At 59.4% G+C, this 23,903-nt stretch carries 21 protein-coding genes; 14 read left to right on the top strand and 7 right to left on the bottom strand.

Annotation, left to right across the window (positions count from 1 at the left end; genetic code table 11):
* The first annotated feature begins 299 nt into the window (after positions 1–299).
* From EI291_RS17205 to EI291_RS17195, 3 genes are all read left to right on the top strand, one after another.
* Entirely contained in the window at positions 300–1,526 is a 1,227-nt protein-coding gene (locus tag EI291_RS17205) for a PQQ-dependent sugar dehydrogenase (RefSeq protein WP_125422832.1), read from the top strand.
* A 150-nt stretch (positions 1,527–1,676) separates the two neighbouring features.
* Positions 1,677–2,954 carry a dicarboxylate/amino acid:cation symporter gene (locus EI291_RS17200; protein ID WP_125422829.1) on the top strand — a complete coding sequence of 426 codons (1,278 nt, stop codon included), beginning with the start codon at positions 1,677–1,679 and terminating at the stop codon, positions 2,952–2,954.
* Positions 2,955–2,971: 17 nt separating this feature from the next.
* Complete coding sequence (locus EI291_RS17195) at positions 2,972–3,520, top strand: hypothetical protein (protein WP_125422826.1); 549 nt, start codon at positions 2,972–2,974, stop codon at positions 3,518–3,520.
* Between the two features lie 167 nt (positions 3,521–3,687).
* Here EI291_RS17195 and EI291_RS17190 read toward each other — a convergent pair whose 3' ends face one another.
* Positions 3,688–4,143 (bottom strand): energy transducer TonB, encoded by a 456-nt coding sequence (locus tag EI291_RS17190; protein ID WP_125422823.1) that lies wholly within the window; start codon positions 4,141–4,143, stop codon positions 3,688–3,690.
* A 190-nt stretch (positions 4,144–4,333) separates the two neighbouring features.
* On the opposite strand from EI291_RS17190, the gene EI291_RS17185 reads away from it, so the two are divergent.
* The 8 genes from EI291_RS17185 to EI291_RS17150 all read left to right on the top strand — a co-directional run bounded on the left by EI291_RS17185 (position 4,334) and on the right by EI291_RS17150 (position 12,493).
* On the top strand, positions 4,334–4,657 hold the full coding sequence (locus tag EI291_RS17185; RefSeq protein WP_125422820.1) for a hypothetical protein: 324 nt from the start codon (positions 4,334–4,336) through the stop codon (positions 4,655–4,657).
* A gap of 331 nt (positions 4,658–4,988) precedes the next feature.
* Positions 4,989–5,924 (top strand): alpha/beta fold hydrolase, encoded by a 936-nt coding sequence (locus EI291_RS17180; protein ID WP_125422817.1) that lies wholly within the window; start codon positions 4,989–4,991, stop codon positions 5,922–5,924.
* A 90-nt stretch (positions 5,925–6,014) separates the two neighbouring features.
* Positions 6,015–6,593: a DUF7010 family protein gene (locus tag EI291_RS17175; RefSeq protein WP_125422814.1), complete on the top strand. Its 579-nt coding sequence runs from the start codon at positions 6,015–6,017 to the stop codon at positions 6,591–6,593.
* A complete protein-coding gene (locus EI291_RS17170) occupies positions 6,571–7,749 on the top strand; it encodes a sensor histidine kinase (protein ID WP_125422811.1) in 1,179 nt (392 codons plus the stop codon). Before EI291_RS17175 ends, EI291_RS17170 begins: the two co-directional genes overlap by 23 nt.
* Before the next feature lie 10 nt (positions 7,750–7,759).
* Entirely contained in the window at positions 7,760–8,512 is a 753-nt protein-coding gene (locus tag EI291_RS17165) for a LytR/AlgR family response regulator transcription factor (protein WP_125422808.1), read from the top strand.
* Positions 8,513–8,641: 129 nt separating this feature from the next.
* Complete coding sequence (locus EI291_RS17160; protein WP_125422805.1) at positions 8,642–8,905, top strand: hypothetical protein; 264 nt, start codon at positions 8,642–8,644, stop codon at positions 8,903–8,905.
* Positions 8,906–9,203: 298 nt separating this feature from the next.
* Positions 9,204–12,017, top strand: a complete 2,814-nt coding sequence (locus EI291_RS17155; RefSeq protein WP_125422802.1) for a S8 family peptidase — start codon at positions 9,204–9,206, stop codon at positions 12,015–12,017.
* A gap of 227 nt (positions 12,018–12,244) precedes the next feature.
* The gene (locus EI291_RS17150) at positions 12,245–12,493 is read left to right on the top strand and encodes a hypothetical protein (protein WP_125422799.1); all 249 of its coding nucleotides are present in this window, start codon (positions 12,245–12,247) and stop codon (positions 12,491–12,493) included.
* Positions 12,494–12,592: 99 nt separating this feature from the next.
* On the opposite strand, the gene EI291_RS17145 is transcribed toward EI291_RS17150, so the two are convergent.
* Both EI291_RS17145 and EI291_RS17140 read right to left on the bottom strand, forming a co-directional pair.
* Positions 12,593–13,297, bottom strand: a complete 705-nt coding sequence (locus EI291_RS17145) for a carbonic anhydrase (protein WP_125422796.1) — start codon at positions 13,295–13,297, stop codon at positions 12,593–12,595.
* A gap of 65 nt (positions 13,298–13,362) precedes the next feature.
* The gene (locus tag EI291_RS17140) at positions 13,363–14,067 is read right to left on the bottom strand and encodes a TIGR02117 family protein (protein WP_125422793.1); all 705 of its coding nucleotides are present in this window, start codon (positions 14,065–14,067) and stop codon (positions 13,363–13,365) included.
* Positions 14,068–14,197: 130 nt separating this feature from the next.
* Between EI291_RS17140 and EI291_RS17135 the strand changes: the two genes are divergently transcribed.
* Entirely contained in the window at positions 14,198–14,608 is a 411-nt protein-coding gene (locus EI291_RS17135; RefSeq protein WP_205701621.1) for a hypothetical protein, read from the top strand.
* 39 nt (positions 14,609–14,647) lie between these two features.
* Here EI291_RS17135 and EI291_RS17130 read toward each other — a convergent pair whose 3' ends face one another.
* From EI291_RS17130 to EI291_RS17120, 3 genes are all read right to left on the bottom strand, one after another.
* The gene (locus EI291_RS17130; protein ID WP_170172701.1) at positions 14,648–16,351 is read right to left on the bottom strand and encodes a hypothetical protein; all 1,704 of its coding nucleotides are present in this window, start codon (positions 16,349–16,351) and stop codon (positions 14,648–14,650) included.
* Positions 16,352–16,639: 288 nt separating this feature from the next.
* Entirely contained in the window at positions 16,640–17,104 is a 465-nt protein-coding gene (locus EI291_RS17125) for a hypothetical protein (RefSeq protein ID WP_125422787.1), read from the bottom strand.
* A gap of 143 nt (positions 17,105–17,247) precedes the next feature.
* Positions 17,248–19,530 (bottom strand): aconitate hydratase, encoded by a 2,283-nt coding sequence (locus EI291_RS17120; RefSeq protein ID WP_125422784.1) that lies wholly within the window; start codon positions 19,528–19,530, stop codon positions 17,248–17,250.
* Between the two features lie 365 nt (positions 19,531–19,895).
* Here EI291_RS17120 and EI291_RS17115 point away from each other — a divergent pair, with 365 nt between their 5' ends.
* Positions 19,896–21,182: a TlpA disulfide reductase family protein gene (locus tag EI291_RS17115; protein ID WP_125422781.1), complete on the top strand. Its 1,287-nt coding sequence runs from the start codon at positions 19,896–19,898 to the stop codon at positions 21,180–21,182.
* Between the two features lie 201 nt (positions 21,183–21,383).
* On the top strand, positions 21,384–23,156 hold the full coding sequence (locus EI291_RS17110) for a glycosyl hydrolase 53 family protein (protein ID WP_125422778.1): 1,773 nt from the start codon (positions 21,384–21,386) through the stop codon (positions 23,154–23,156).
* Positions 23,157–23,321: 165 nt separating this feature from the next.
* Here the strand turns inward: EI291_RS17110 and EI291_RS17105 are convergent, their stop codons facing one another.
* Positions 23,322–23,879, bottom strand: coding sequence for a GNAT family N-acetyltransferase (locus tag EI291_RS17105; RefSeq protein WP_125422776.1), 558 nt, complete (start codon positions 23,877–23,879; stop codon positions 23,322–23,324).
* Positions 23,880–23,903: the final 24 nt, after the last annotated feature.

The following is a 23,903-nucleotide window of genomic DNA, read 5'->3' as shown; positions in this document are numbered from 1 at the left end:
CCTGCCGGGCTCCGGGCTCAGTCAGCGCCTGCGCCACGCGCTGGCGCAAATCCATCGAATACGCTTGCATATACCTGCTTACGTACGCTAGGCGACGGCAGCTACACCGTTCATGAATCCGCTATATAGACGTACTTCATTACCTGATTTCAAACTGGCGCAACACCATGCTCCTGCTACTCCTGCTTACCACCCTATCCGCCTGGAAGCTGCGGCGGCAGTGGCGGGCGGCGGCAAGCTGAATCGTAACCCCGGCTGGAAAAACGCAGTTAATCCAAGCGCAACTATTTACCTGCGCTATGCTTCCGAAACTGACGATACCTCTGGCCGCCGTGCTGCTGGCTGGCTTTACCGCCTCAGCCCAAAATGTGCCCCCGGCCGCCACCCCGTTCCAGATGACGGGCAACATCTACCTACCCAACAAACTGCCGGCCACGCCCGAGCGGGTGGCCAGTCTGCAGGTGCCTGCGGGCTTCACCATCAGCAAATACGCCGAGGGCCTGGATATGCCCCGCATGCTGGCCGTGGCCCCCAACGGCGACGCCTACGTGAGCAACCGCGTGAAAGGCACCGTTACCCTGCTGCGCGACGCCAACCAGGATGGTAAAGTGGAAACCATGCAGCAGGTAGCCCAAAAGCCTCACCTGCACGGCCTGGCCCTCCGCGACGGGAAGCTGTACCTGGCCGCCATCCGGGAGGTGTACGTGGCCGACGTAAAGGCCGACGGCACGCTGGGCGAGCTGAAAACCCTGTACAAAGATCTGCCGGACGCCGGCCAGCACGCCAACCGCACCCTGCAGTTCGGGCCCGATGGGATGCTCTACCTCTCGGTGGGCAGCACCTGCAATGCCTGCGACGAGGACAACCCCGAAAGCGCCACTTTGCTCCAGCTGAAACCCGATGGCTCGGGCCGGCGCGTGTACGCCCAGGGCCTGCGCAATACCATCGGCTTCGACTGGCACCCGGTTACCAAGCAGCTCTACGGCCTCGACCACGGCATCGACTGGCTCGGCGACGAGGACCAGATGGAGGAGTTCAACCAGATCAAGGATGGTGGCCACTACGGCTGGCCTTCCATCATTGCCGATGGTAAGCACTACCCCGCCAACAAGCCCAAATCGGGGGAAACGTACGAGCAGTTTGATGCCCGCACGGTACGGCCGCTGCTCACGTACAAGGCCCATTCGGCGCCGTTGGGCATGGTGTTCTACCGGGGTCAGCAGTTTCCGCAGCCATACCGGCAGGATGCCTTCGTAACCATGCACGGCTCCTGGAACCGCGCCCAGCCCTCGGGCTACAAAATTGTGCGGGTGCGCTTCAACGAGCAGGGTCAGCCTCAGCAGTTCGAGGACTTCATTACGGGCTGGCTGGTGGAAAACGACAAGTCGGAATTCGGCCGCCCCTGCAGCATCGTGGAAGCGCCGGATGGCTCCCTGCTGGTTTCTGATGACGACAACGGCGTGATTTACCGCGTGGCCTACGGCACAGCCGGTAAGGAAACCAAGAAAACGAAGAAGCGCGGGTAACAGTAGCGCGCAACTCCGCTTCGCGTACGAGCCGCAGGCGAGTAGTCGGCACTGCGCCCGATGTGCCTAATGTCTGTTACTTGCTCTACTTGTGCGCGAGACGGAACTGCGCGCTAGTGCTACCGCGCTATGGGCTTATCTTGCCGGCCTATGCCAAAACTCTTCCGCAACCTCACGGTGCAGGTGCTCACGGCTATTGCCCTGGGCGTGCTGGTAGGCAGTCTGTTTCCGGATTTCGGGGCCAGCCTCAAGCCCATCGGCGACACGTTTATCGGGCTGATCAAGATGCTCATTGCCCCCATCATCTTCCTGACAGTGGTGCTGGGCATGGGCAGCATCGGGGACATGAAGAAAGTGGGCCGTATGGGCGGCAAGGCCCTGCTCTACTTTGAGCTGGTAACTACCCTAGCCCTCATCATCGGGGTAGCGGCCGCCAACCTCATCAAACCCGGCGCGGGTGTGGATACCAGCCGCGTAGCCGCCGAAGCCGACAAAACCCGGCAATACACCGAGCAGGCAGCCCATATGGATTGGGTAGCTTTCTTCACCCACATCGTACCCGATAACTTTCTGGGGGCTTTCACGGGTGGCGACGTGCTACAGGTGCTGCTGGTAGCGGTGCTGTTTGGGGCCGCTTTGTCGCGGGTACCGGCCGATGTGAGCCAGCCTTTGCTGAGTACGCTGGAGCGGCTGAGCCACGTATTTTTCGGCATTCTGGGCATGGTGATGAAGCTGGCCCCGCTGGGTGCTTTCGGTGGTATGGCCTTCACCATTGGCAAGTACGGGCTGGACACGCTGCGGCCACTGGCATTGCTGATGGGCTCGGTGTACCTGACCATGGCCGTGTTCATTTTCGGGGTGCTGGGCAGCATTGCCCGCTGGTACGGCTTCAGCCTGTGGCGGCTGCTGGGCTTCATCAAAGAGGAACTGCTGCTGGTGCTGGGCACGTCGTCGTCGGAATCGGCGCTGCCCCGGCTCATGGACAAGCTCACGGCCTTTGGGTGCGCCCGACCGGTGGTGGGGCTGGTGGTACCCACGGGTTACTCTTTCAACCTCGATGGCACCACCATCTACCTGAGTATGTGCAGCATTTTCCTGGCTCAGGCGTTCAACGTGCCGCTTACACTGGGCCAGCAGCTCACCATCATCGGTATTCTGATGCTGACCAGCAAGGGCGCGGCCGGCGTAACGGGTTCGGGCTTTATCGTGCTGGCTTCCACGCTGGCCGCTACCAAGGTGATACCCGTGGAAGGCATGGCCCTGCTGCTGGGTGTGGATCGGTTTATGTCGGAGGCCCGGGCCATTACCAACATCATCGGCAACGCGGTAGCTACGGTGGTCATTGCCAAAAGTGAGGGCGAGTTTGATGAACTGAAGCACCAGGCCGCCCTGGCCGGGTTGGTACCGCCGGAATCAGAAGCCGCCTAATCTTGTTGTTGCGTTCTATGCCTGCCCTCTCTCCCGACCTTCGCAAAGCCCTGTTCAGCCTTCCCCAGAAAGAAAAAGACCAGCTGCTGGCCCGCCTCGTGGCCCAGGATGCCACACTGGTAGAGCAGCTCACCTTCCGGCTGCTGGAAGGCGACGACGCTTTGGAAACCCGCCGCCACCGCCTGCGCCAACAGGTAGATGACCCCGTACGCGGTTTCCACCAAACTCCCAACGACCTGCTGCACATCACCCGGCAGCTGCAGCAGCGCCTCACGTACCACGCCAAAATTACCGGCGACACGCTGGGCGAAATTGAGTTGACTTTGCGGCTGCTTACCAACGTGCTACGCCACCAGCCCGAGGCCACCAGCCGCCTCCACGGCCCCACCCAGCCCCTGCTTCAGCACTTGGCCAAACGCACCCAGGAAGTATTGAAAGCTATTGATAAGCTGCACGAGGACTACCGCGTGGAGTTTGCTCCGGCCGCCAATGAGCTGCTGCCGCTGCTCTATGCTTCCGCCGCCGCCCCCCTGGCCCGGGAACTGGGAGTGCCGGTGAGGTGGTGAACGGTGATGAAAGGGAATGTTGACACGTCATTCCGAGCAGCGCGAGGAATCTCGCGTGCTGACATCACCATACTATTCAAATGTCAGCACGCGGGATGCTTTGGCTCTGCCTCTGCATGACGTTCCTTCTCCTGCTGATCATCCTTCACCTTTCATCCCGCCCCGCCTTACTCCAGGGCGCGGAAGATGATGGGCAGCGTGTAGGACACCCAGACGGGCTGCCCGTTGACACGGCCCGGCGTCCACCAGGGCATAATGCGCACCAGCCGCAGCGCCTCCTCATCGAGGCCGCTGCCGAGGCCTTTTACCACTTCCGCGTCGCGGATGCGGCCTTCATCGGTAATAACAAACCGCACGAATACCCGGCCCGATACACCTTTGCGCAATGCCTCATCGGGATACTTCAGCTCTTTGCGCAGAAACTTCTGGAAGGCTTCGGAGCCCCCGGGGAAGGCCGGCATTTCATCGGCAGTATGGTAGAGGACTGGTGGGGACGCAGGTGCCTGGGGTGTGGAGGCCGTAGTGGAAACTGTGTTTTCGGCCAGTGAAGCGGTGTGTACCTGGGCCCGGGCCGGGCGTAGCGGCAATGCCGGCAACAGCAGCAGGAGTAGGTGTATACGCATAGCCTTTCAACTGTAAATCTGACCGATGGCAGCAAAGCTAGTACGCCGGTTACCGGCTGGTGTAAGCAGAGTGTTATGAGTATATTGTTGAATTGTTGGGTACCCCGGGGTGCATCCTTTTTCCGGCGGCAGGGGTACACATTTCAGGGCTCCGGCCTCGCTGTTCGGCCACTCTCATCCTCCTACCTGTATGGCTACCATTCCTACCCCCGACCACATGCGCGTTCCGGTTACCCTGAGCGCCGAAGCACTGCGGCAAGCCCTGACGGAACTAGACACCAAGATTCAGACGCTGCATAAGCGCGCCAATGCTACTACTGCCGGCTCGCAGGCCACTTACCAGCAGCATGCCGAAGCCCTGGAAGCCAAACGCGCCCGTCTGGTGGAGCGCCTGCACCAAACGCCCGCACCGACTAACGCCGCTTCAGCCACAACTGAGCCGGAGCATGGCCCATGGAACGAAATCTGGCGGGGGATAGAAAACCTGCGGCAGGATCTGCGCAACATCATCTAGGCTGTGTCAACAGCCAGGTTGTTTGCGGCTACGCAGGCAGTCATGCAGAGCGCCGCATGACGTGCTGTTGATTTCGCCGTACCCATACCCGGCTTCGAAACGCCTGACTGTGTTAGTTGGCTAACTGAGGAAAGAGCGACCTGTCTGGTCGCTCTTTTTTGTTGGCAGATGCTGCCGGCGGGCCACTGCCATTCGCCGCCAGCTGCTACCATTCAGTCGGCAGCTCCGGCAGTTCAGCCCGTCGATTTACCGTTCCCGGAAAAGCAGTTTCATTCGGGGTAGTCAGCGGGTAGGTTTGAGACATCAATCAACCCTTACACCTCCCGCTGCTATGAACCTGACTGCCTCCCTCCGCCCCCTGTGTGCCGCCCTGCTGCTGTCGGCTACCGCTGTAATGCCGGCGGCCGCCGCTGCTCCAGCCACCACCATCGTTGCCGATTCGCCGGCTGCGCACCCCAACTTCACGGTGCGGGTGGTGGGCAAGGGCCGGCCGGTACTACTGATTCCGGGCCTGACCTGCCCCGGTGCTGTGTGGGATGAAACTGTGGCCCGCTACCAGAAGCAGTACCAGTGCCACATTATCACGCTTTCCGGTTTCGGAGGCGCAGCCGCCCCGGCTTCTACCGATAAGCTCCTGCTGAACGTGCGCGACCAGCTGCTGGCCTACATCAAAACCCAGAAGCTGCAGCAGCCCGCCATCATTGGCCACAGCCTGGGCGGATTCATGGCCCTCTGGATGAGCGCCACCCAGCCCGCGGCGGTGGGTCCGCTGGTTATTGTTGATTCGCTGCCCTTTATGGGAGCCGTGCAGAACCCCGCTGCCACCGCCGAGCAGATCCGTCCGATGGCCGAACAAATGCGCCAACAAGTCAGCCAGGGCCACCTCAACGCCACCCAGCAACGCCAGATGGCGGCCGGTATGGTTACGGATACGGCCCGCATCACGCAGGTAACCCGCTGGGGCCTGCAGTCGGACCCCGCCACGGTGGCCCAGGCCATGTACGACATGTACACCACCGATTTGCGCCCCGATGTGGCCCGCATTCAGCAGCCGGTACTGGTGCTGGGGGCCTGGGCCGCCTACAAGCCCTACGGCTCTACCAAGGAAAGCACGGCGGCCATCTTCAACCAGCAGTACGCCAAGCTGCCCCACTACCGCCTGGAAATGTCAGAGGCCGGCAAGCACTTCCTGATGTACGACGACCAGCAGTGGTTTTTCCAGCAGACTGATGCCTTCCTGAAGCAGCCCGGCCTGGCCGTGAAATAACTGTATTTTGGTCCCGCCGGGCGCACAAGGCGTCCGGCGGACTTGCCCAACACTTCTGTTATAGCCCCTACATTTTCTCTTCCTATTTCTATGGTTTCCGCTCAGCAGTTCGATTCGCTCCGCCTGGAACTCGCCACCAAAGCCAAAAACGGCCTTGATTTCATTCTGGCCGCCACCCTGGTGTGGGCCGCCATTACCCTCGTCTGGACGCTGCCGCTGCCCATAGCGACGCGGGGGTTCATCACGTTTTTTGTGGGTGCGCTTACCCTGCCGCTGGCCTGGCTGCTGTCGAAGGCACTGGGTACCGTGTGGGCGCTGCCGCACAACCCGCTGCAGCCATTGGGGCTGGTACTGAACCTGGCTCAGCTGTTTTATTTTCCCTTCCTGATTTTTGTATTCATGCGCTACCCCCAGCATTTTGTGATGTGCTATGGCATCATCACGGGGGCGCACTTTTTCCCGTATGCCTGGCTGTACCGGGCCCCGGCCTACGGCGTAGCGGCGGGCCTGATCAGCGGGGGCTGCCTGGTGCTGGGACTGACTGCAACTCCGGCGCATCTGTACCTGATTCCGGGCTTTATTACTGTCTCGTTGATGGGGCTGGCGGGGTTGCTGCTGCTGGGTCACCGTCGTAACCGCCCCGCGTATGCCGCTGCTGCCCGCCTCTAAATCTCCCATCAGCGAGGCTACCGTACTGCGCGCCGTGCCCGCTCCCAGCCGCCTGTACTGGTACTGCCAGCTGGTCGGCTGGACATTGTACGGAGTCCTCAATCTGTTTCTGTTTGCGTCGGCGCGTGGGTTTACGCTGGAGCTACTGCTGGTTGATCTGGTGATTGTGGTGCCCATTGCGCTGCTTTCCCACGGGGTGCGGTACCTGATTCGGGCGGCCAACTGGCTGGAGCTTCCGCCCATGCCCCTGCTAGGCCGGCTGTTCGTGCTGAATCTGGCAGTATCTGTTGTGAGCCAGGCCATCATCTGGAGCCTGATGGTGTGGGTGATTAAGCCGACCGGCAATGGACAGTCCTTCAGTTGGGGAGCGTTTATGCTGTACGCCGTCAACGTCAATATTCTGCTGTGGCTGTGGGAGGGCTTTTACCTGGGCTGGTACTACCTGCGCCGCTCCCGCGAGGCAGAGGTAAACGCTTGGAAGCTGACGGCCGCCGTGCGCGAGGCCGAAATGCGCACCCTCAAGGCCCAGATCAATCCCCATTTTATGTTCAACGGGCTCAACAACATCCGGGCCCTGGTGATGGAGGACCCTGCCCGGGCCCGCGACATGATTACCCACCTCTCCGATTTGCTGCGCTACTCCATTCAGCTGAACTCGGCCGAGCAGGTGCCGCTGCGCCGGGAGCTGGAGATTGTGGAGCACTACCTGGAGCTGGAAGCCATGCAACTGGAAGAGCGCCTGCACTACACGCTGGACGTAGACCCGGCCGCGCTGCACGTACCCATTCCGCCCATGACGCTGCAGCTGCTGGTGGAAAACGCCATCAAGCACGGCCTTGCCCCCCGGCCGGCCGGGGGCTCCATTCAGCTTATGGCCCAGCTCAACGACGGCGGCGTGCTGCACGTGACGGTACGCAACACCGGCCGCTACGAGCCCCGCGCTGGCCACGAGGGCGTAGGAGTGCAAAATGCCCGGGAGCGGCTGGGGCTGCTGTATGGCACTGCCGCCCACCTGCACCTCGCCAACGATCCGCAGATGCCTGATACTGTAGTAGCGCATTTGCAGCTGCCGGTGCGGGAAAGCCCAGCTCCATCGGCCCCGGCCCCTGCCCGCTCTTCTGTTGCCGTATCTGTCCTTCCTGCCCCCCATTTGTAGCCCTGGTACCATGAATGCCCTTCTTGTTGATGATTCGCGCCTGGCGCGCACGGAACTGCGCCACCTGCTGCAGGCCTTTCCGGAAGTTACGGTAGTAGGCGAAGCCCGCCACGCGCAGGAAGCCCGTACTCTGCTGCACGAGCTGCAGCCCGACCTGCTGTTTCTGGATATTCACATGCCCGGCGAAACCGGGTTTGAGCTGCTGGCTTCCCTGGAGACGGCTCCGCACGTCATCTTCACCACGGCTTACGATGAATATGCGCTGCAGGCATTTGAGGTAAATGCCTTGGATTATCTGCTGAAGCCCATTCAGGAAAACCGATTGACTTCTGCTTTGTCCAAAGCCCGCGCCAAGCTGATGGTACCCGCTCCGGTGGCAGTTGCAGTGGCTGGTCCCGAGGCGGAGGAAGCACCCGTGGCTCCGCTCACTGAACACGACCAGGTATTTGTGAAAGACGGGGAACGGTGCTGGTTTGTGCGCCTCTCCGATATCCGGCTGTTTGAAATCAACGGCAGCTACACCCAGATTTACTTTGAGCAGCACCGCCCCCTGATTCCGCGTACCCTGCAACACCTGGAGCAGCGCCTGGACCCACGCGTGTTTTTCCGGGCCAACCGTCAGCAGATCATCAATCTGAAATGGGTGGAAAGCATTGAGCCCTGGTTCAGCAACACGCTCAAAATCAAGTTGCGCGGGGGTGGCCCAGAGGTGGAAGTTTCCCGGCAGCAGTCGGCACGGTTCCGGGAGATGCTGAGCTTATAACACCCCGCCGAAAGTCCGGTATTATTCCGCGGCAGATGTATCCTTTTGGGTTTCATTGGAGTACACAGGCGTAGTACGTGCTGCCTTGTTTCGGTAAGCAACTGCTCCTTCACTCGCCACCGTTCTCTGATGAAAAATTACCTACTCCTGTCTGCCTGTGCCTTGCTGCTGGCGGGCACTTCGTGCTCCAGCGAAGACAAAATGATGGAGCGCCCCAGCCGTTACGGCACCGTTTCGATGGACCGCACCAGACGCGGCAACAATAAGGCCCGCTTCCGCAAGGAGCGTAAGCCCATTGGCCTGGGCCTCAACATTGACCCAAATGCCAACGACCCGTACAAGTACCGCACGGTGAATGCCCCAAAAAAGTATAAGTACGCCAAGCCCCGCTAAGCGCTCCGGCCCATACGTTGTAGCCTGCCAGTATTATGGCACTTAGAAAAGCCCGGTTCTGCTGTTCAGCAGCCGGGCTTTTTTGCTTTCTGATTGCAGGAATGCTCAAACGCATAATGGTTTTCGGAAGTGAAGGCGGCCGAATGACAGAGCCGGCACGTTGGTTGGTCGAAACCCGGCAAAACCCGTGTAACCGAGGAAGTATCTTTACCGACTAACTTTCTGAACGGCTGACCACGGCAACTGCGTATGCAGAAGTGGTGGCCGTTGCGCATGTATCGCCCTTTTCCTATTTCGTATGCTGCTACTCCTACCCCGCTTCTTCCTGCACCGCCTGTTGCTGTGTAGCCTGCTGCTGAGCAGCACATTCTTGGCCCCGGCCCAGCAACTCCCCGGTGCGGCATACACTAAAACGGTGCAGCCCGGCCGGGTGGTCCTGAAACTACTGCCCGGCCGTACTACGCCGGTCGGCCTCCCGGCGCTGGAAGCGGCGTTGCAGCAACTGCAGATCCGGCAGATACATCCCAAGTTTCCGCATAGCCGCCCACCCTCCCCCGACCAGCCCGGCGCGGTTGACCTGTCGCGGGTGTTTGAAGTACAGCTACCGGAGTCCGTGTCTGTGGAGGCCGCCTGCCAGGTATTGCGCAAAACCGGCACTGTGGCGTATGCCGAGCCGCTCTATGCGTACCCGCCACTGTACCAGCCGAACGACCCGCTGGCCGACTCTACCCGGGCCGGCGGACAGTATCACCTCAAAAACATCCGTGCCTACCGTGCCTGGGATGTTACCAGGGGAGACACCAGCCTGACCATTGCCATTATTGACGGTGGCACTCGCCTCACCCATGAGGACCTGGCCCGGCAGATTCAGGTAAACCGCCGTGACCCGATTGATGGTATTGACAACGACCAGGATGGGTACGTCGACAACTATTACGGATGGGATTTCGCCGACAACGACAACGACCCCACCCGCGAAGCCAACAGCGTGCACGGCATTCTGGTAGCGGGCTGTGCCGCCGCCGCCGCCGACAATGGCAAAGGCATTGCCGGCGTGGGGTTCCGGTGCCGGTTTATGCCTCTCAAGATTTACCCCAGTGGCACTGCCACCGGCGCTTTCGCCGGCTACGAAGCCATTGTGTACGCTGCCGACCATGGTTGCCAGATCATCAACCTGTCGTGGGGCGGGGTTGGGGGCCGCTCCCAGTTTGAGCAGGATGTTATTACCTATGCGGCCATCAACCACGATGCAGTGATAGTAGCTGCGGCCGGCAACACCCCCGCCGACCTCGAATTTTACCCCGCCAGCTACGACCATGTGCTGTCTGTAGCCATGCTTACGCCTACCGATGAGCGGAGCACAAACGCCACCTTCAGCCGCCGTATAGACTTATCGGCTCCCGGCACCCAGATTCTGACCACGCTTGGCAATTCCGATTCGGACTACTTCGCGGTGGGCGGTTCGTCGTTTGCGGCCCCGCTGGTGGCCGGAGCCGCCGGGCTGGTCCGGACGCGGTTTCCACAGTACAATGCGGCGCAGATAGCCGCCCAGCTGCGACGCACCACCGATAATATTGATGCTCTACCTGGTAATGCCGCTTACGTCGGCCGCATCGGCTCGGGCCGCCTGAACGTGCTGCGGGCCGTAACCGAAGCCGGGCAGCACTCGGCCCGGGTAATGGCGCGCACGTTTGCTCCGGCCCAGCGGGCCTATGCTCCCGGCGACACGCTACGCCTTGCTGTGCAGGTGCAGAATCTGCTGCAGCCCATCAGCAACCTCACCGTGACGCTTACCTCGTTGTCGCCGCATCTGCTGGTACGGCAGGGCACGTTTGCGGCCGGGCCGCTGGTTACGCTGGAGCAGCGTGCCAACTCGGCAGCGCCGTTCCGGCTGGCCGTGGCCGCCGGTGCTCCGCTCAATACCAAAGCTGTACTCCGGTACCGGCTGCAGGACGTGGCCTCCGGGTATCAGGAAGACCAATACGAAACCCTCGTGCTCAACCCCGACTATGTCGTGCTGAACGCGGGCAACCTGGCCCTTACCCTCACCAGCCGGGGCAACATCGGGTACGACGGACTGAGCTCCGATGCCGGTGAAGGCGTCAGCTACCGGCAGGGGCCGCCGCTGCTGTCGGAGGGAGGATTATTGCTGGCTACTTCCGCTACTCGGGTTTCGGATAATGTGCGCAACGACCGGCGCGATGCCGACACCGACTTTCAGACGTTGGTACGCACCCAGCTCCGCACCCGCCTGCTCCGGGCCGACCAGGAAGCTGTAGGGGTACTACGTGATTCGCTACCGGCCCTGACGCAGAGCCGCACCGTGGGGGTACGCGTGCGGCAGCAGGCCTATGCCTGGGCAACTGCCCCGCACCGCGACTATGTGCTACTAGAGTACCACATTACCAACCTCACATCTGACACACTCAAGACGCTGCACGCCGGACTGTTTATGGATTGGGACCTGCCCGGTGAACCAGGCCGGAATGCGGTGGAATGGGATGCCGCCCGCCGCATGCAGTACCTCTATGATCCGGCAGCCCCGCGCGTATACACCGGGCTGCGTCACTTGGCCGGCGGACAGGTGACAGCCTACGCCCTCGACAACCAGGCCCCGGTTGGCTCACCCATTCGGCTGGCCGATGGATTCAGCTCGGCCGAAAAATTCCTGGCCCTTAGCAGCGGAACCCAAACGGCCCGGCTGCTCACGGCTACAGATGCCTCGCAGGTTGTGGGAGGTACTCTCCCCTACTTGGCCCCGGCTGATTCGGCGGTGGTGGCCTTTGCCGTACTGGCTGCCCCCAGCCTGGCACAGTTGCAGCAGGCCGCCGATGCCGCCGCTACCCGGTATCAGCAACTACTGCCTACCCGATCTGCGGCGGTGACAGGCCTGACTCTGTATCCGAACCCAACTACCGGAATAGTGCGCCTTACCGTGCCCGCAAGCCCCGCAACTGTGCAGATACTATCTATGGTAGGTCAGGTTCTGGCGTCGTATTCTATGCCGGGCACCAAAAAGGAACTGGATCTGCGTGAGTACCCGACGGGCCTGTATATCATAAGTGTCCGGTGTCCGGATGGTGAATACCGGGTGCGACTGGAAAAGCTCTAAAGTATGGAACTGAATAGCTGTCAACCACAGCACAGCTACTAACTCGATTAGCACGAGGCAATGAGTAAGAATCACTGCAACACATTAGACAGGCAATAGCACAAACCCGAATTAAACCACCCAAAAACACAATTTAGCTTAACCTAAAGCCCTTATCCAGGGATTTATCCAGCATATTTTTTCGCCAATTTCTTTAGTTAAAAGCTGTAATATGCGTATCTTTGGATATGTCAAAAACACAGCTTCCCGTTCCTCTTCCACTCCAGCAGTTTGCCCGGTGTGTAGATGCCACCCGACGCCCTGTTGACCACATCGGAGACTGGCCTACCAATGGCCAGGTGTATCCCATTCAGATGCGACGCCATGCCCGCACCGGAGAGCTTCAGGTGCATGTGCTAGGCTTCTATGCGGAGCAGCCCTATGGAGCCTTCGCCAAATACCGCTTTGAGCCGGTGGCTCAGGTGTGGCTCAATTAAGCCCGTTTTATTGATTCCTCTTATTCCGGCTGCTTTCGGTGCGCTACCCGAAAGCAGCCGGATTTCTTTTGTTAAGAAGCCGAATAGCAGCTCGCTAACCTAGCGCTGAGCTTCATCTTTGGCCTCGCTGATTTCCTCAGCGGGAGTGCCACTGGCGGTATACATTGGCTCGTCACCGAGGTTGTAAATTTCCTGGATGCTGTGCAGAATCTCCTCGAAGTCCAGCTTCAGGTCTTTCAGCAAGCCGGTTTTCAAGTCAAACACCCAGCCGTGTACCGTGGGGTATTTGTTTGCCAGGTACTTCTGCTGCACCACAGCCATCTTGATTACGTTTACGCACTGCTCCTGCACGTTCAGCTCCACCAGTCGGTCGTAGCGAACATCCACATCTTCAATGGCGTCCAGCTCGGCTTGGTGCAGGCGGTACACGTCGCGAATGTTCCGCAGCCAGGGGTTCAGCAGGCCCAGGTCCTTGGACTGCATGGCGGCTTTCACGCCACCACAGCCATAGTGGCCGCACACAACAATGTGCTTCACGCCCAGGTGAGCAACGGCGTACTCAATTACCGAGGTGGCATTCAGGTCAATGTTATTGACCAAATTGGCAATGTTGCGGTGTACAAATACCTCGCCCGGAGCCACGCCCATTAGGTCCTCAGCCGTTACGCGCGAGTCGCTGCACCCGATGTACAGGTAATCCGGCTTCTGGTCGGCGGCGAGCTGGCGCAGAAAATCGGCATTGGAGCCGGTTTTGGTGCTCACCCATTGGCGGTTATTCTCGAAGATTTCGTCGTAGGTCGTCATATGATCGATTGTACGGTTGAAGTAGTTTTAGCGGTGTTAAAACGAGCTTAAAACGTCATTTTAGGCTAGCGGTACTGCCAGAAGATACCGAAATCGAAGGGCGTCCAGAGTGCCGCTTTCTGCCCGGCCGCTTTCAGCCCGTTGTTGGCCCAGGTGTTGCAGGTGTAGAACAGGTTGTAGGTGCGTCTGGCTTCGTAAAAGGCATCATGCCGGCCGTAGCTGTGGCCGGCAATATGCAATGGATGGTCCTGCGCATCGTATTCAAAACTAGCCTTGATGAAGACAATCAAGCGGGCATAGTCGGCCGGGCTCAGGTGCAGCCGGACGCAGTCGGGGCCTACCGTAGGGCGATGATGGAACGTGGTGTGCATGGCCGTGGTACTCAGCCAGAACATGGCTTTCACGGCGGTGCTGGGCTTGAGTTCAGCCCAGGTGGGCGTATCCAGGTAAAACCCCTTGTCGCCCCACCCAAACCCAATAAACTGCATGGAACTGTCAGCGGCCGGCGTATCGGTGTAAGGTACCAGCCGCGTCCAGTCCATTTGCGGTGACCGAACCGGTACTACCAGATCGGTATGCACACCGTTGGAGAGGATGTAGGCTTCTATTTCCTGCTGCGGGCCAGGCGGAGGGCCGGAGGCGGCTACCGGCACGGCCGACAAAGCAGCGGCTGCGGCCAGGTAGACGGCCACCGCCCCTACCAGGCCGCCACCGGTCCACAAAATTCCTTTACCTATCTGCCGGGCTATGTGTTGGGTGGATTCAGTCATGAACGGGCAAGCTACGAAGGAGCTTTCTGGCCCTCATACGCAAGTGCCCAAAAAAAGCTGATTTGTGCCCCGTAACGGCCTGTTGCGGCCCGGAAGCCCGGCCGTGTATCTTTGCGCTTTCGCCTGTCTTATGCCCCAGCCCGACGACCAGATTTATAGTATTCCGGCCCCGTACCGCCGCATGGAAAATCTGCACATCCTGTTCTGGTTACTGAAGGATATTGGCTGGTGCATGATCTGGAAGCCGCTGGGCATCAGCATGATTTTCCCCACGCTGACCATTGCCCTGCTCATCACCTGGCGTACCCGCAACATTGCGGCGGAGCTGGCCCATAACCTGGCCATCGTGTTCTGGATTTCGGCCAACTCCTACTGGATGATCAGCGAGTTTGCGGGGTTTGATACGGTAAGGGTATGGGGCGGCATCACCGGCAAGCACCTGGCCCTGATTCCTTTCCTGACAGGCCTTTTCATTCTGCTGTACTATTACCTGGTGCAGCGCCCCCGTGAGAACCGGGCGGAGCAGGTGGCTACGCTGTAGCTTGGGCATGCAGTACACCGTAACGGGCTCGTAGCATTGTTACCACATAGTACGCCACCAGTATTTCAGCCGCCGGAGCCTGCGCCGTAGAGGAGTAGAGCTGGAGCGACTACGAAAACTATTTTTCTGCACGAAAGAAATGGGTTCGGTATCCTTCTCTACCAGCCCCTGCTGGCGCAGGTACCAGCGCCACGCCCGCGCCCGGTGCACTACTGACGGCGAGCCGGACATGTTCCAATAACCGAAAGCCGGTCCGAAGCCTAAGTCGGTCTGAAAGTGCGCTTCCAGCAAGCGAATTAATGGCTGCAGCGTGGTGGCGCGGGGCAGATGGCCACCCACAAACCCGAGAGGCGCGTCGTACTTCAGGGCCGTATCCACGCGGGCTGCATCCAGCTTTCCCGTCGTGTACACCTGCAGGCCCTGCTGCAGCAATACCAGCCGCAGGCTATCCGCTTTATACAGTTTAGCCGGTGGCGAAACCTGCCGAACCCGGCTGAACGTGCGCCGGGCGCGGTATGACCAATGAGGCCGCAATACCCGACGGGCCACTTTCCGGACCTCCGCATCCGAAGCCGTGGCCCGCAGATGGCGCACGGCCCGGCGCGGCTGCCCGCGCAGCGTATTGAGTTTGTAGATGAAGTTGTTGTTGATGCCCACAATGCCCAGCTTTTTGTACACGCTTACCTTTTTGAGGTAGGCGCTCAGCTGCTTCTCACTGCTGGTAATCCGGGCCCAGTTTCGGGAGTACCACACATCCAGCACCCGCCCCACCGATTCCTGCGCTGCTTCATGCTGCTGGTAGTCCAGCATCAGCAGCTCGAAGGCGGTTATCTGCTCCGGGTTCAGCTGCTCAATCAGCTGGTTTTCGAGGTGGTAACGCACGCCAAAAGCCAGCGGCTGTAGTAGCTGCAGGCTTTGCTGCTGCAGGGCCGGCGGCAGCATAAGGGGCAAATCATTCTGGCGCAGATAGGCATACATAGCTTGTTTGCCTGGGATAAATCTTTCCCAGAATGTTGGCAGCGCCCGGTTAGGGAAAAAGCTTGTCAGCTCAGATGTGTTGCGCCACGGCACCCGGATATTTTGCTCGATGAATGTGGTGTAGGCATTGAAAGCCACCGCCGTATCAGGGCTGACAATCCGGTCGAGCAGCTGCTGCGCTACGGAGCGGGGATGCACTACCAGGTCGGGGGATTCAAATTGACCACGCTGCGGGTTCCACCTGAATTGCTGATAATGCCGGGCCCAGAAAACGGTGTAGTTCCGTAGGGCTATATCGTACGTATCGTAATCTAGTGCATAAACGGTATCAGCATGGTGGTTAAGAATACCAACCTGCATACCAGTTACTCGTTCCATAAACTCCACCATTCCCTGGTCCCAGAAGCCTCTGTGCCGGTACCAGTAATTGTACCGGGGCAGTTCCCGCAGAAACAGCGGACTACGGGCGTGCCACAAGGAATCCAGCTGTGGACCTTCCGCTATACCTCGCAGTAAATAAGCCGGCTGTTTCAACTCAGCCGCCACTTTGTCCGGCGGCAGCTTTCGCAGATGATATACGCTGCTGGAATCGTCCTCCAACCGGCTCAATCCCCATTGTTTGTACGCCGGAAAGTAGCGCAACTCCGGCATGCGGCGGCGTACCAACGCCAGATGGGCACGCGGAAAATCGAGCGACTTAATAGGTAGCTCATCAGGCGGGAATATCACCAAGTCCTGGAGGCCATAGGCTGCCAGTAGGCCCAAACGGCTCTTCCGCTGATGCCTACCAATATGGTACAGTACACGTTTCCGGCTACGGGTCAGGCGTACCAGTTTCTCCAACGCCGGCCGGTCGCCGGCCCAGGCTCGCTCATACAGCGTATCAATTTGTGGGGTCTGAGCCCTTGCTGAAGCAACAGATATGAGGTACACACATAACACCAATGCCCAATACCATAGCTTCATACTGCCTTGCTGATAGAACCAGATAAGGCCGCAAGATAGCACAGCTCAGCATGGATGCGCAGTACCGGGGTGCCTGGTATACCAACCCTACATTTTTACGTCAACCTGTACCGTTTCCTGCGGGGCCAGCTTAGGCACCAAGGCATGATAAGTCAGGTTGCCAGTATCCGTAGTCATTCCCGGTATTACGGTTACGTGTAGTTTCATGCTCTCCGCCAGGCACTGCCGCTGATACATGTACTGAAAAGAGGAAGAACCACTTGTGGTAACCTGCTTCCCAATTACCAAGTCATACTTCGTGAAGTCAATCTGCGGGTGGCAGTTGCCGGTTACCAACCGATCAAAATCCGCCTGATTCCGGATAATGGTATAGGTCTGGTTCAGGTTGGTGGTGAGCTGGCGACGAGTATCCGTACAGCCATATTCCTTTTCCAGGCTGGTTACGGTTACCGGCGTATCCGTGCAGGGCTGTGGGTCGCCGCCGCAGGTAGTGCAGCCGTGGATGGCTAGCGTGCAGGCGGCGCTAATTGCCAAAGTAATTGTCTGTTTCATACTGCGTTGAAGTGGGAATGATGCATATAGTATTTGTTTGATAGAGCTTCTGGTTGATGCAGACGTTGCAACCGGCATCATAAAAAAACGGCCGCCTCCCCTATTCGGGAAGGCGGCCGTTTCTATTCTAGCGTGTCGGCAGCCTAGGCTACCTGACCCGATTCTTTCAGACGAATCAGGTTCAGGGCCGAGCCGGCTTTGAACCATTCAATCTGACCTTCATTGTAGGTGTGGTTCACCGTGATGAGGTCCGTGTCGCCATCGGCGTGGTGCAGACGAACTTCCAGCGGCTTGCCGGGGGCAAACGTGGTAAGACCGAGGATGTCGATAGTGTCGTCTTCCTCAATCAGGTCGTAGTCGGCCTTGTTGGCGAAGGTCAGGGCCAGCATGCCCTGCTTCTTCAGGTTGGTTTCGTGAATCCGGGCGAAGGATTTCACCAGCACGGCGCGCACGCCCAGGTGGCGGGGCTCCATGGCGGCGTGCTCCCGCGAAGAGCCTTCCCCGTAGTTCTCGTCACCTACTACAATCGAACCAATGCCCTGGGCTTTGTAATTCCGGGCAACCTGCGGTACCGTGCCGTGGGGCGTACCCGACGTCAGCTGGTCTTTCACCGAGTTAGCCTCGCCGTTGAAGGCGTTGGTAGCCCCAATGAGCATGTTGTTGCTGATATTGTCCAGGTGGCCGCGGTATTTCAACCACGGGCCGGCCATCGAAATGTGGTCGGTGGTGCACTTGCCCTGGGCTTTGATGAGCAGACGCAGACCTTTCAGGTCGGTGCCTTCCCAAGCCTTGAAGGGCTCCAGCAGCTGCAGACGGTCCGAAGCCTCATCTACCAGTACCTGTACACCCGAGCCATCGGCGGCGGGAGCCTGGAAACCGGCATCTTCCACGGCGAAACCGCGGGGGGGCAGCTCAATGCCCTGGGGCTCATCGAATTTCACCTGCTCCCCGTTTTTGGTGGTCAGCGTGTCGGTGAGGGGGTTGAAGGTCAGGTCGCCGGCAATGGCGAAGGCCGTCACGATTTCGGGCGAGGCCACGAAAGCGTGGGTGTTCGGGTTGCCGTCGTTACGCTTGGCGAAGTTGCGGTTGAACGAGGTGATGATGGAGTTCGGCCGCTTCATGTCGTCCATGTGGCGGGCCCACTGCCCAATGCACGGACCGCAAGCGTTGGCCAGCACCACGCCGCCCATCTGAGCGAAGGTGTCCAGCAAACCATCACGCTCCACGGTGTAGCGCACCAGCTCCGAGCCGGGCGTTACGGTATACTCGGCTTGTACGGTCAGGCCCTTGTCGGCAGCCTGCTTGGCAATGCTGGCGGCGCGGGTGATGTCTTCATAGGAAGAGTTGGTGCAGGAACCGATCAGGCCAACTTCCAGCTTAGCGGGCCAGTTGTGCTCTTTCACGGCAGCGGCAAACTCCGAAATCGGCCAGGCGGCGTCCGGCGTGAACGGGCCGTTCACGTAGGGCTCCAGCTCGGAGAGGTTGATTTCGATGAGCTGATCGTAGAAGTTGGCCGGGTTGGCGTACACTTCGTCGTCGGCGCGCAGGTTGTGGGCTACGGCAGCGGCAGCGTCGGCAATTTCGGCGCGGCCGGTGCCACGCAGGTAGTCGCCCATTTTCTCATCGTAGCTGAACACCGAGGTGGTAGCTCCAATTTCAGCGCCCATGTTGCAGATGGTGCCTTTGCCGGTAGCCGACAGGTTTTCTGCGCCTTCACCGAAGTATTCTACAATAGCACCGGTACCGCCTTTCACGGTCAGGATACCGGCAACTTTCAGGATAACGTCTTTGGCCGAAGCCCAGCCCGACAGCTTGCCGGTCAGTTTCACGCCAATTACTTTCGGGAACTTCAACTCCCAGGCCATGCCCGACATTACGTCTACGGCATCGGCGCCGCCTACGCCAATGGCAATCATGCCGAGGCCGCCGGCGTTGGGCGTGTGCGAGTCGGTACCGATCATCATACCGCCGGGGAAGGCGTAGTTCTCGAGTACCACCTGGTGAATGATACCAGCACCGGGCTTCCAGAAGCCAATGCCGTATTTATTGGAAACCGAAGCCAGGAAGTCGTACACCTCCTTGTTTTCGGAGTTGGCTACGGCCAAATCCTGGTCGGCACCCCGCTCGGCCTGAATCAGGTGGTCGCAGTGTACGGTGCTGGGAACGGCAACTTTGGCTTTGCCGGCCTGCATGAACTGCAACAGCGCCATCTGGGCCGTGGCGTCCTGCATGGCTACGCGGTCCGGAGCGAAATCGACGTAGGAAACGCCCCGCTCATACGCCTGCGAAACAGAGCCGCCGTACAGGTGAGCGTACAGGATTTTTTCAGTCAGGGTAAGCGGGCGGCCAACGGCGGTACGGGCGGCTTCAATGCGGGAGCCCATGCCATCGTACACGGCCTTGATCATTTCTAAGTCAAACGCCATAATGCGAAATGGAAAAAGTGGAGAGAACGAACCTATCGGAATAGGTACGCAAATATAGGTACCGGCCGTTGCGCGGCCCAACTTTTCGGGCCTTTGCCCCCGGGCTTACCCCTCATTTAGAATGATTCTAACGGATAGTGGCGGAATTGTTGCAGCTTACATAGATAGAACGTCATTCCGAGCTTGCCGAGGAATCTCGCGTGCTGATGTTGTAATGCTATTCAGACATCAGCACGCGAGATTCCTCGGCTTCGCTCGGAATGACGTTCCATGCAATAATCTGCCCGGTCGCAACGGCCATAGGTTGTAAACAACCGGGGCCGGCCGTAGTTTAGCCCCGAACGAACTCACTTAACTTTTTCATCATGCCCGTAGCCATTGCATTTCGCAAGGCCGTAACCGGGGCCGGACTCGCGCTGGCCGCGGTGGCCTGTCAGTCCAATTCCACCACTTCCGAAAACCCGGCGGCCACTGAGGCTGCGGGCAGCAACGCAGCCCCGGCCCTCACGGCTGGCACCTGGCGGGGCGTGCTCTCGGCCCAGGGCCAGGAAATTCCGTTTCTGTTTGACGTAGCCCAGGACGGCGGCAAGCCCACCGTAACGCTGCGCAACGGCGAGGAGCGCCTGAAGCTCGACGAAATCAGCACGGCCGGCGACTCCACCACCATCCGCCTGGGTGTATTCGATGCCGCGCTGGTGGTGCGCCCCGATGGTACCGACAAGCTGAAAGGTGCCTGGGTGAAGTACGACGGCAAGGAGCCCTACCGCGTGCCGTTTGCGGCTATGAAGGGTGAACAGCAATATCCTGCTACTACGGCCCAGCCCCAATCCTTTTCCGGCACCTGGAAAGTTGATTTTAAAGGAACGGAGGGCGACGTGACGCCGGCTGTGGGCGTATTTGAGCAGAAAGGCTCAGACGTAACGGGCACTTTCCTCACCACCACCGGCGACTACCGTTACCTAGTAGGCCAAGCTCAAGGCAACCAGCTAAAGCTTACCACTTTTGATGGCAGCCATGGTTTCCTGTTCACGGCAAAGAAAGTTGGCAATACGCTACAAGGCGACTTCTACAGCGGCAAGAAGGGCCACGAAGCCTGGACGGCCACGCTGGACCCCAACGCCAAACTGCCCGATGCCAACGCCCTCACCGGTATGAAACCCGGCCAGAAAAAGCTGGATTTCAAGTTTCCGAGCATCGTGGAAGGCACTACCATCTCCCCTACCGATGCCAAGTACAAGGGCAAAGTGGTGGTGGTGCAGATTCTGGGTTCCTGGTGCCCCAACTGCATGGACGAAACCAACTTCCTGGCCCCCTGGTACGAGAAGAACAAGCAGCGCGGCGTGGAAATCATCGGGCTGGGCTACGAGCGTACCACTGACCCGAAAGTCGCCGCCCAGAAGCTCCAGAAAATGAAGCAGCGCATGAACATCGGCTACGATATTGCCATTGCGGGTGAGGCTTCCTCGGAAGCGGCCAGCAAATCGTTGCCGCAGGTGCAGAAGGTATTGGCCTTCCCCACCACCCTGTTCCTGGATAAGAAAGGCGAGGTGCGCAAGATTCACACCGGCTACTCGGGCCCCGGCACCGGCAAATACTACGAGCAGGAAGTGGCCGAATTCAATAAAACCATCGACCAATTGCTGGCCGAATAACCCTGCAGCTTACCTGATGTTAAGCGGGCCCGTTTTCCGGAAGGAAGGCGGGCCCGCTTTGTTGGAGCAAGACAGGCGGATGCAGCGGAAATAGCGAAGCAGCGGAGCAACCGGCTGAAAACGCGTTGTATCTTGCAGCAGCTCCGGCGGCCTGTGTGCCGCTGGCTTCCTGGGTTGTTCTGTTCCTTCTGCCGTCTGCATATGCGTACTCCGTTCTTTTCATTCACTGCGCGTTGGGCGCTGTTATTGGTTTGTCTGACCGGCGCACAGCTGGCCACTTCCTTTTCCGCACGTGCACAATCGTTTGCGAAAGGAGCCGACACGGGCTGGCTGCAGCAGATGGAAGCCAATAACTACCTGTTTTACAACGACCAGGGCGTGCAGCAGGATTGCTTTCAGATTCTCAAGGACAAAGGCATCAATTCCATCCGGCTGCGTGTGTGGGTGAACCCCTACATGACGGACTGGGTGAATGGCCACTGCAGCCCGGCCGAGGTGGTAACCATGGCCACGCGGGCCAAAAATATGGGCTTCCGCGTGATGATTGACTTCCATTACAGCGACAGTTGGGCCGACCCCGGCCAACAGACCAAGCCGGCGGCCTGGGCCAACCACAGCTTCCCGCAGCTTCTCACCGATGTATATGACCATACTTACACCGTACTGAGTGCGCTGAAAGCCAACGGAGTAACGCCGGAGTGGGTACAGGTGGGCAATGAAATACCCGGCGGCATGCTGTGGCCCGAGGGCAGCAGCACCAACTTCGGGCAGCTCACCCAGCTCATCAACAAAGGCTATGATGCCGTGAAGGCCGCCAGTCCCACCTCAAAGGTGGTGGTACACCTGGATAAAGGCAACGATAACGCCCGGTTTCGGTGGTTTTTCGACCATCTCACGGCCAACGGCGGCAGGTATGACGTGATTGGCATGTCGTACTACCCCTACTGGTTGAATCAGGACTATACCGTATCCATCAGCAGCCTGCAGGCCAACCTCCGGGACATGGCCAGCCGGTACAATAAAGAGGTAGTTGTGGCGGAAGTAGGCGGCGACTGCGCCAGCGCCCCACAGAACGTGTACGATATGCTGGTAGCCGTGCAGAATGCCGTGTTCAGCGTGCCGAATGGCAAAGGACTGGGCGTGTTTTACTGGGAGCCGGAAGGCTACCGCAGCTTCAGTGGCTACCCGCTCAGCGCCTGGAACAACAATGGCCGGCCCACCATAGCCATGAATGCTTTTCTGGTCACTCCTACTTCGCCGCCACCTGTGACCAACGTGCTCCTCAACCACGGTTTTGAGGCCGACGGAGTGGCCACCCAAACGCCCGCCAGCTGGACCAGCTGGGCCAATACCGCTGCCAACTATGCCGCCGACTACACCGAAACCAACGGACAGGCCAGCACTTACCGTCTCACACATTGGCTGGGCTCGGCGTATCAGGTGAGCACCTACCAGGTAAAAACCGGCCTTGCCAACGGCACCTACACACTGAGCGCCTGGGTAATGAACGGCGGCGGGCAGACGGCCTGCCAGCTCTACGCCAAAAACTTCGGGGGCCCGGAGAAAAACCTGACCCTGCCTGTTACCAACACGTGGACCCAAATTCAGCTACCAGGCATTCAGGTGACCAACGGGCAGTGCGAAATCGGGCTGTGGTCGGATGCCAACGCCGGCAACTGGTGCAGCCTGGATAACGTGGAGCTGCGGCCCGCCACCGTTACCAATACACGCAGTGTAGCCGCAGTCAGCCGCTTTGAGGTGTACCCGAACCCTGTTGCTCACGAGCTGACTTTTGTACGCTTTACCGGGGCTGCCACCGCGCGCATCTACTCTCCTACCAGGCAGCTCATACTCACCCGGAAAATAACCGTCGCGCATCCGAGCATTGACGTATCCGGGCTGGCAGCGGGCCTGTACGAGGTGCGACTGGACGGTGCCGGCAGTTACCAGGCGCAGCAATTCGTAAAAGAGTAATGGGCTTCTGCAAAGCCGGAAACCGGAAGTAACTCATACTCACCGATCGTCATGCAGAGCGCAGCGAAGCATCTCGCGTGCTGATATCTGATTACTACTGCAACGTCAGCACGCGAGATGCTTCGCTGCGCTCTGCATGACGGCCTGATAACTTATGCATACACCTTAGCGGGGCCGTTCCAGCAACACGATGGGCGCGTTGTGGTACGTGGCACGGGCAAACTCGCTAAAACCGAACTTACGGGCCACCGCCAGGGAGGCGATGTTATCGGGGTCGATGATGCAGGTGATGCGCTCCGCCGGGAAGCGCGGCGTAATCCAATCCAGGGCGGCCTGGATGGCCTGCGTGGCATATCCCCGGCCGTGCAGGCGCGGGGCAATGGTCCAGCCGGCTTCCAGAGTTCCTTTGAGGGAAGGCGTCAGGTCGCGCTGAAAATCAAAGAAACCCACGGAACCGCAGTAGCGCCCCGTGGCCTTTTCCTCAATGGACCACGCCCCGTACCCGAACATGGCCCAGTGGCCCAGCTGCCCTAGCATCCGCCGCCATACCTCTTCCTCAGTTTGCGGTTTATTGCCCAGAAACCGATAGAACGCAGGGTCGTTGGCGAGGGCCGTAAACTCGGGCAGGTCGGTAGCCAGCGGGGCGCGCAACAGCAGGTCGGGAGTTTCAAGCAGCGGAACCAGTAAAGGTGCAGCGGTAAGCAGGCTCAGGGGATGCGTCATGCGGGCAAGTATAGCAAAATAGCT

Source organism: Hymenobacter rigui (assembly GCF_003944715.1).
Taxonomy (GTDB): domain Bacteria; phylum Bacteroidota; class Bacteroidia; order Cytophagales; family Hymenobacteraceae; genus Hymenobacter; species Hymenobacter rigui.
Note: the sequence above shows the minus strand (reverse complement) of the source record. Positions and strands in the feature narration are given on the sequence as shown.

What these genes read in the sequence shown, in the direction of transcription:
- EI291_RS17205 (WP_125422832.1), top strand. Translation starts at nt 300, where the DNA reads ATGCTTCCGAAACTGACGATACCTCTGGCCGCCGTGCTGCTGGCTGGC.
- EI291_RS17200 (WP_125422829.1), top strand. Translation starts at nt 1,677, where the DNA reads ATGCCAAAACTCTTCCGCAACCTCACGGTGCAGGTGCTCACGGCTATT.
- EI291_RS17195 (WP_125422826.1), top strand. Translation starts at nt 2,972, where the DNA reads ATGCCTGCCCTCTCTCCCGACCTTCGCAAAGCCCTGTTCAGCCTTCCC.
- EI291_RS17190 (WP_125422823.1), bottom strand. Translation starts at nt 4,143, where the DNA reads ATGCGTATACACCTACTCCTGCTGCTGTTGCCGGCATTGCCGCTACGC.
- EI291_RS17185 (WP_125422820.1), top strand. Translation starts at nt 4,334, where the DNA reads ATGGCTACCATTCCTACCCCCGACCACATGCGCGTTCCGGTTACCCTG.
- EI291_RS17180 (WP_125422817.1), top strand. Translation starts at nt 4,989, where the DNA reads ATGAACCTGACTGCCTCCCTCCGCCCCCTGTGTGCCGCCCTGCTGCTG.
- EI291_RS17175 (WP_125422814.1), top strand. Translation starts at nt 6,015, where the DNA reads ATGGTTTCCGCTCAGCAGTTCGATTCGCTCCGCCTGGAACTCGCCACC.
- EI291_RS17170 (WP_125422811.1), top strand. Translation starts at nt 6,571, where the DNA reads ATGCCGCTGCTGCCCGCCTCTAAATCTCCCATCAGCGAGGCTACCGTA.
- EI291_RS17165 (WP_125422808.1), top strand. Translation starts at nt 7,760, where the DNA reads ATGAATGCCCTTCTTGTTGATGATTCGCGCCTGGCGCGCACGGAACTG.
- EI291_RS17160 (WP_125422805.1), top strand. Translation starts at nt 8,642, where the DNA reads ATGAAAAATTACCTACTCCTGTCTGCCTGTGCCTTGCTGCTGGCGGGC.
- EI291_RS17155 (WP_125422802.1), top strand. Translation starts at nt 9,204, where the DNA reads ATGCTGCTACTCCTACCCCGCTTCTTCCTGCACCGCCTGTTGCTGTGT.
- EI291_RS17150 (WP_125422799.1), top strand. Translation starts at nt 12,245, where the DNA reads ATGTCAAAAACACAGCTTCCCGTTCCTCTTCCACTCCAGCAGTTTGCC.
- EI291_RS17145 (WP_125422796.1), bottom strand. Translation starts at nt 13,297, where the DNA reads ATGACGACCTACGACGAAATCTTCGAGAATAACCGCCAATGGGTGAGC.
- EI291_RS17140 (WP_125422793.1), bottom strand. Translation starts at nt 14,067, where the DNA reads ATGACTGAATCCACCCAACACATAGCCCGGCAGATAGGTAAAGGAATT.
- EI291_RS17135 (WP_205701621.1), top strand. Translation starts at nt 14,198, where the DNA reads ATGCCCCAGCCCGACGACCAGATTTATAGTATTCCGGCCCCGTACCGC.
- EI291_RS17125 (WP_125422787.1), bottom strand. Translation starts at nt 17,104, where the DNA reads ATGAAACAGACAATTACTTTGGCAATTAGCGCCGCCTGCACGCTAGCC.
- EI291_RS17120 (WP_125422784.1), bottom strand. Translation starts at nt 19,530, where the DNA reads ATGGCGTTTGACTTAGAAATGATCAAGGCCGTGTACGATGGCATGGGC.
- EI291_RS17115 (WP_125422781.1), top strand. Translation starts at nt 19,896, where the DNA reads ATGCCCGTAGCCATTGCATTTCGCAAGGCCGTAACCGGGGCCGGACTC.
- EI291_RS17110 (WP_125422778.1), top strand. Translation starts at nt 21,384, where the DNA reads ATGCGTACTCCGTTCTTTTCATTCACTGCGCGTTGGGCGCTGTTATTG.
- EI291_RS17105 (WP_125422776.1), bottom strand. Translation starts at nt 23,879, where the DNA reads ATGACGCATCCCCTGAGCCTGCTTACCGCTGCACCTTTACTGGTTCCG.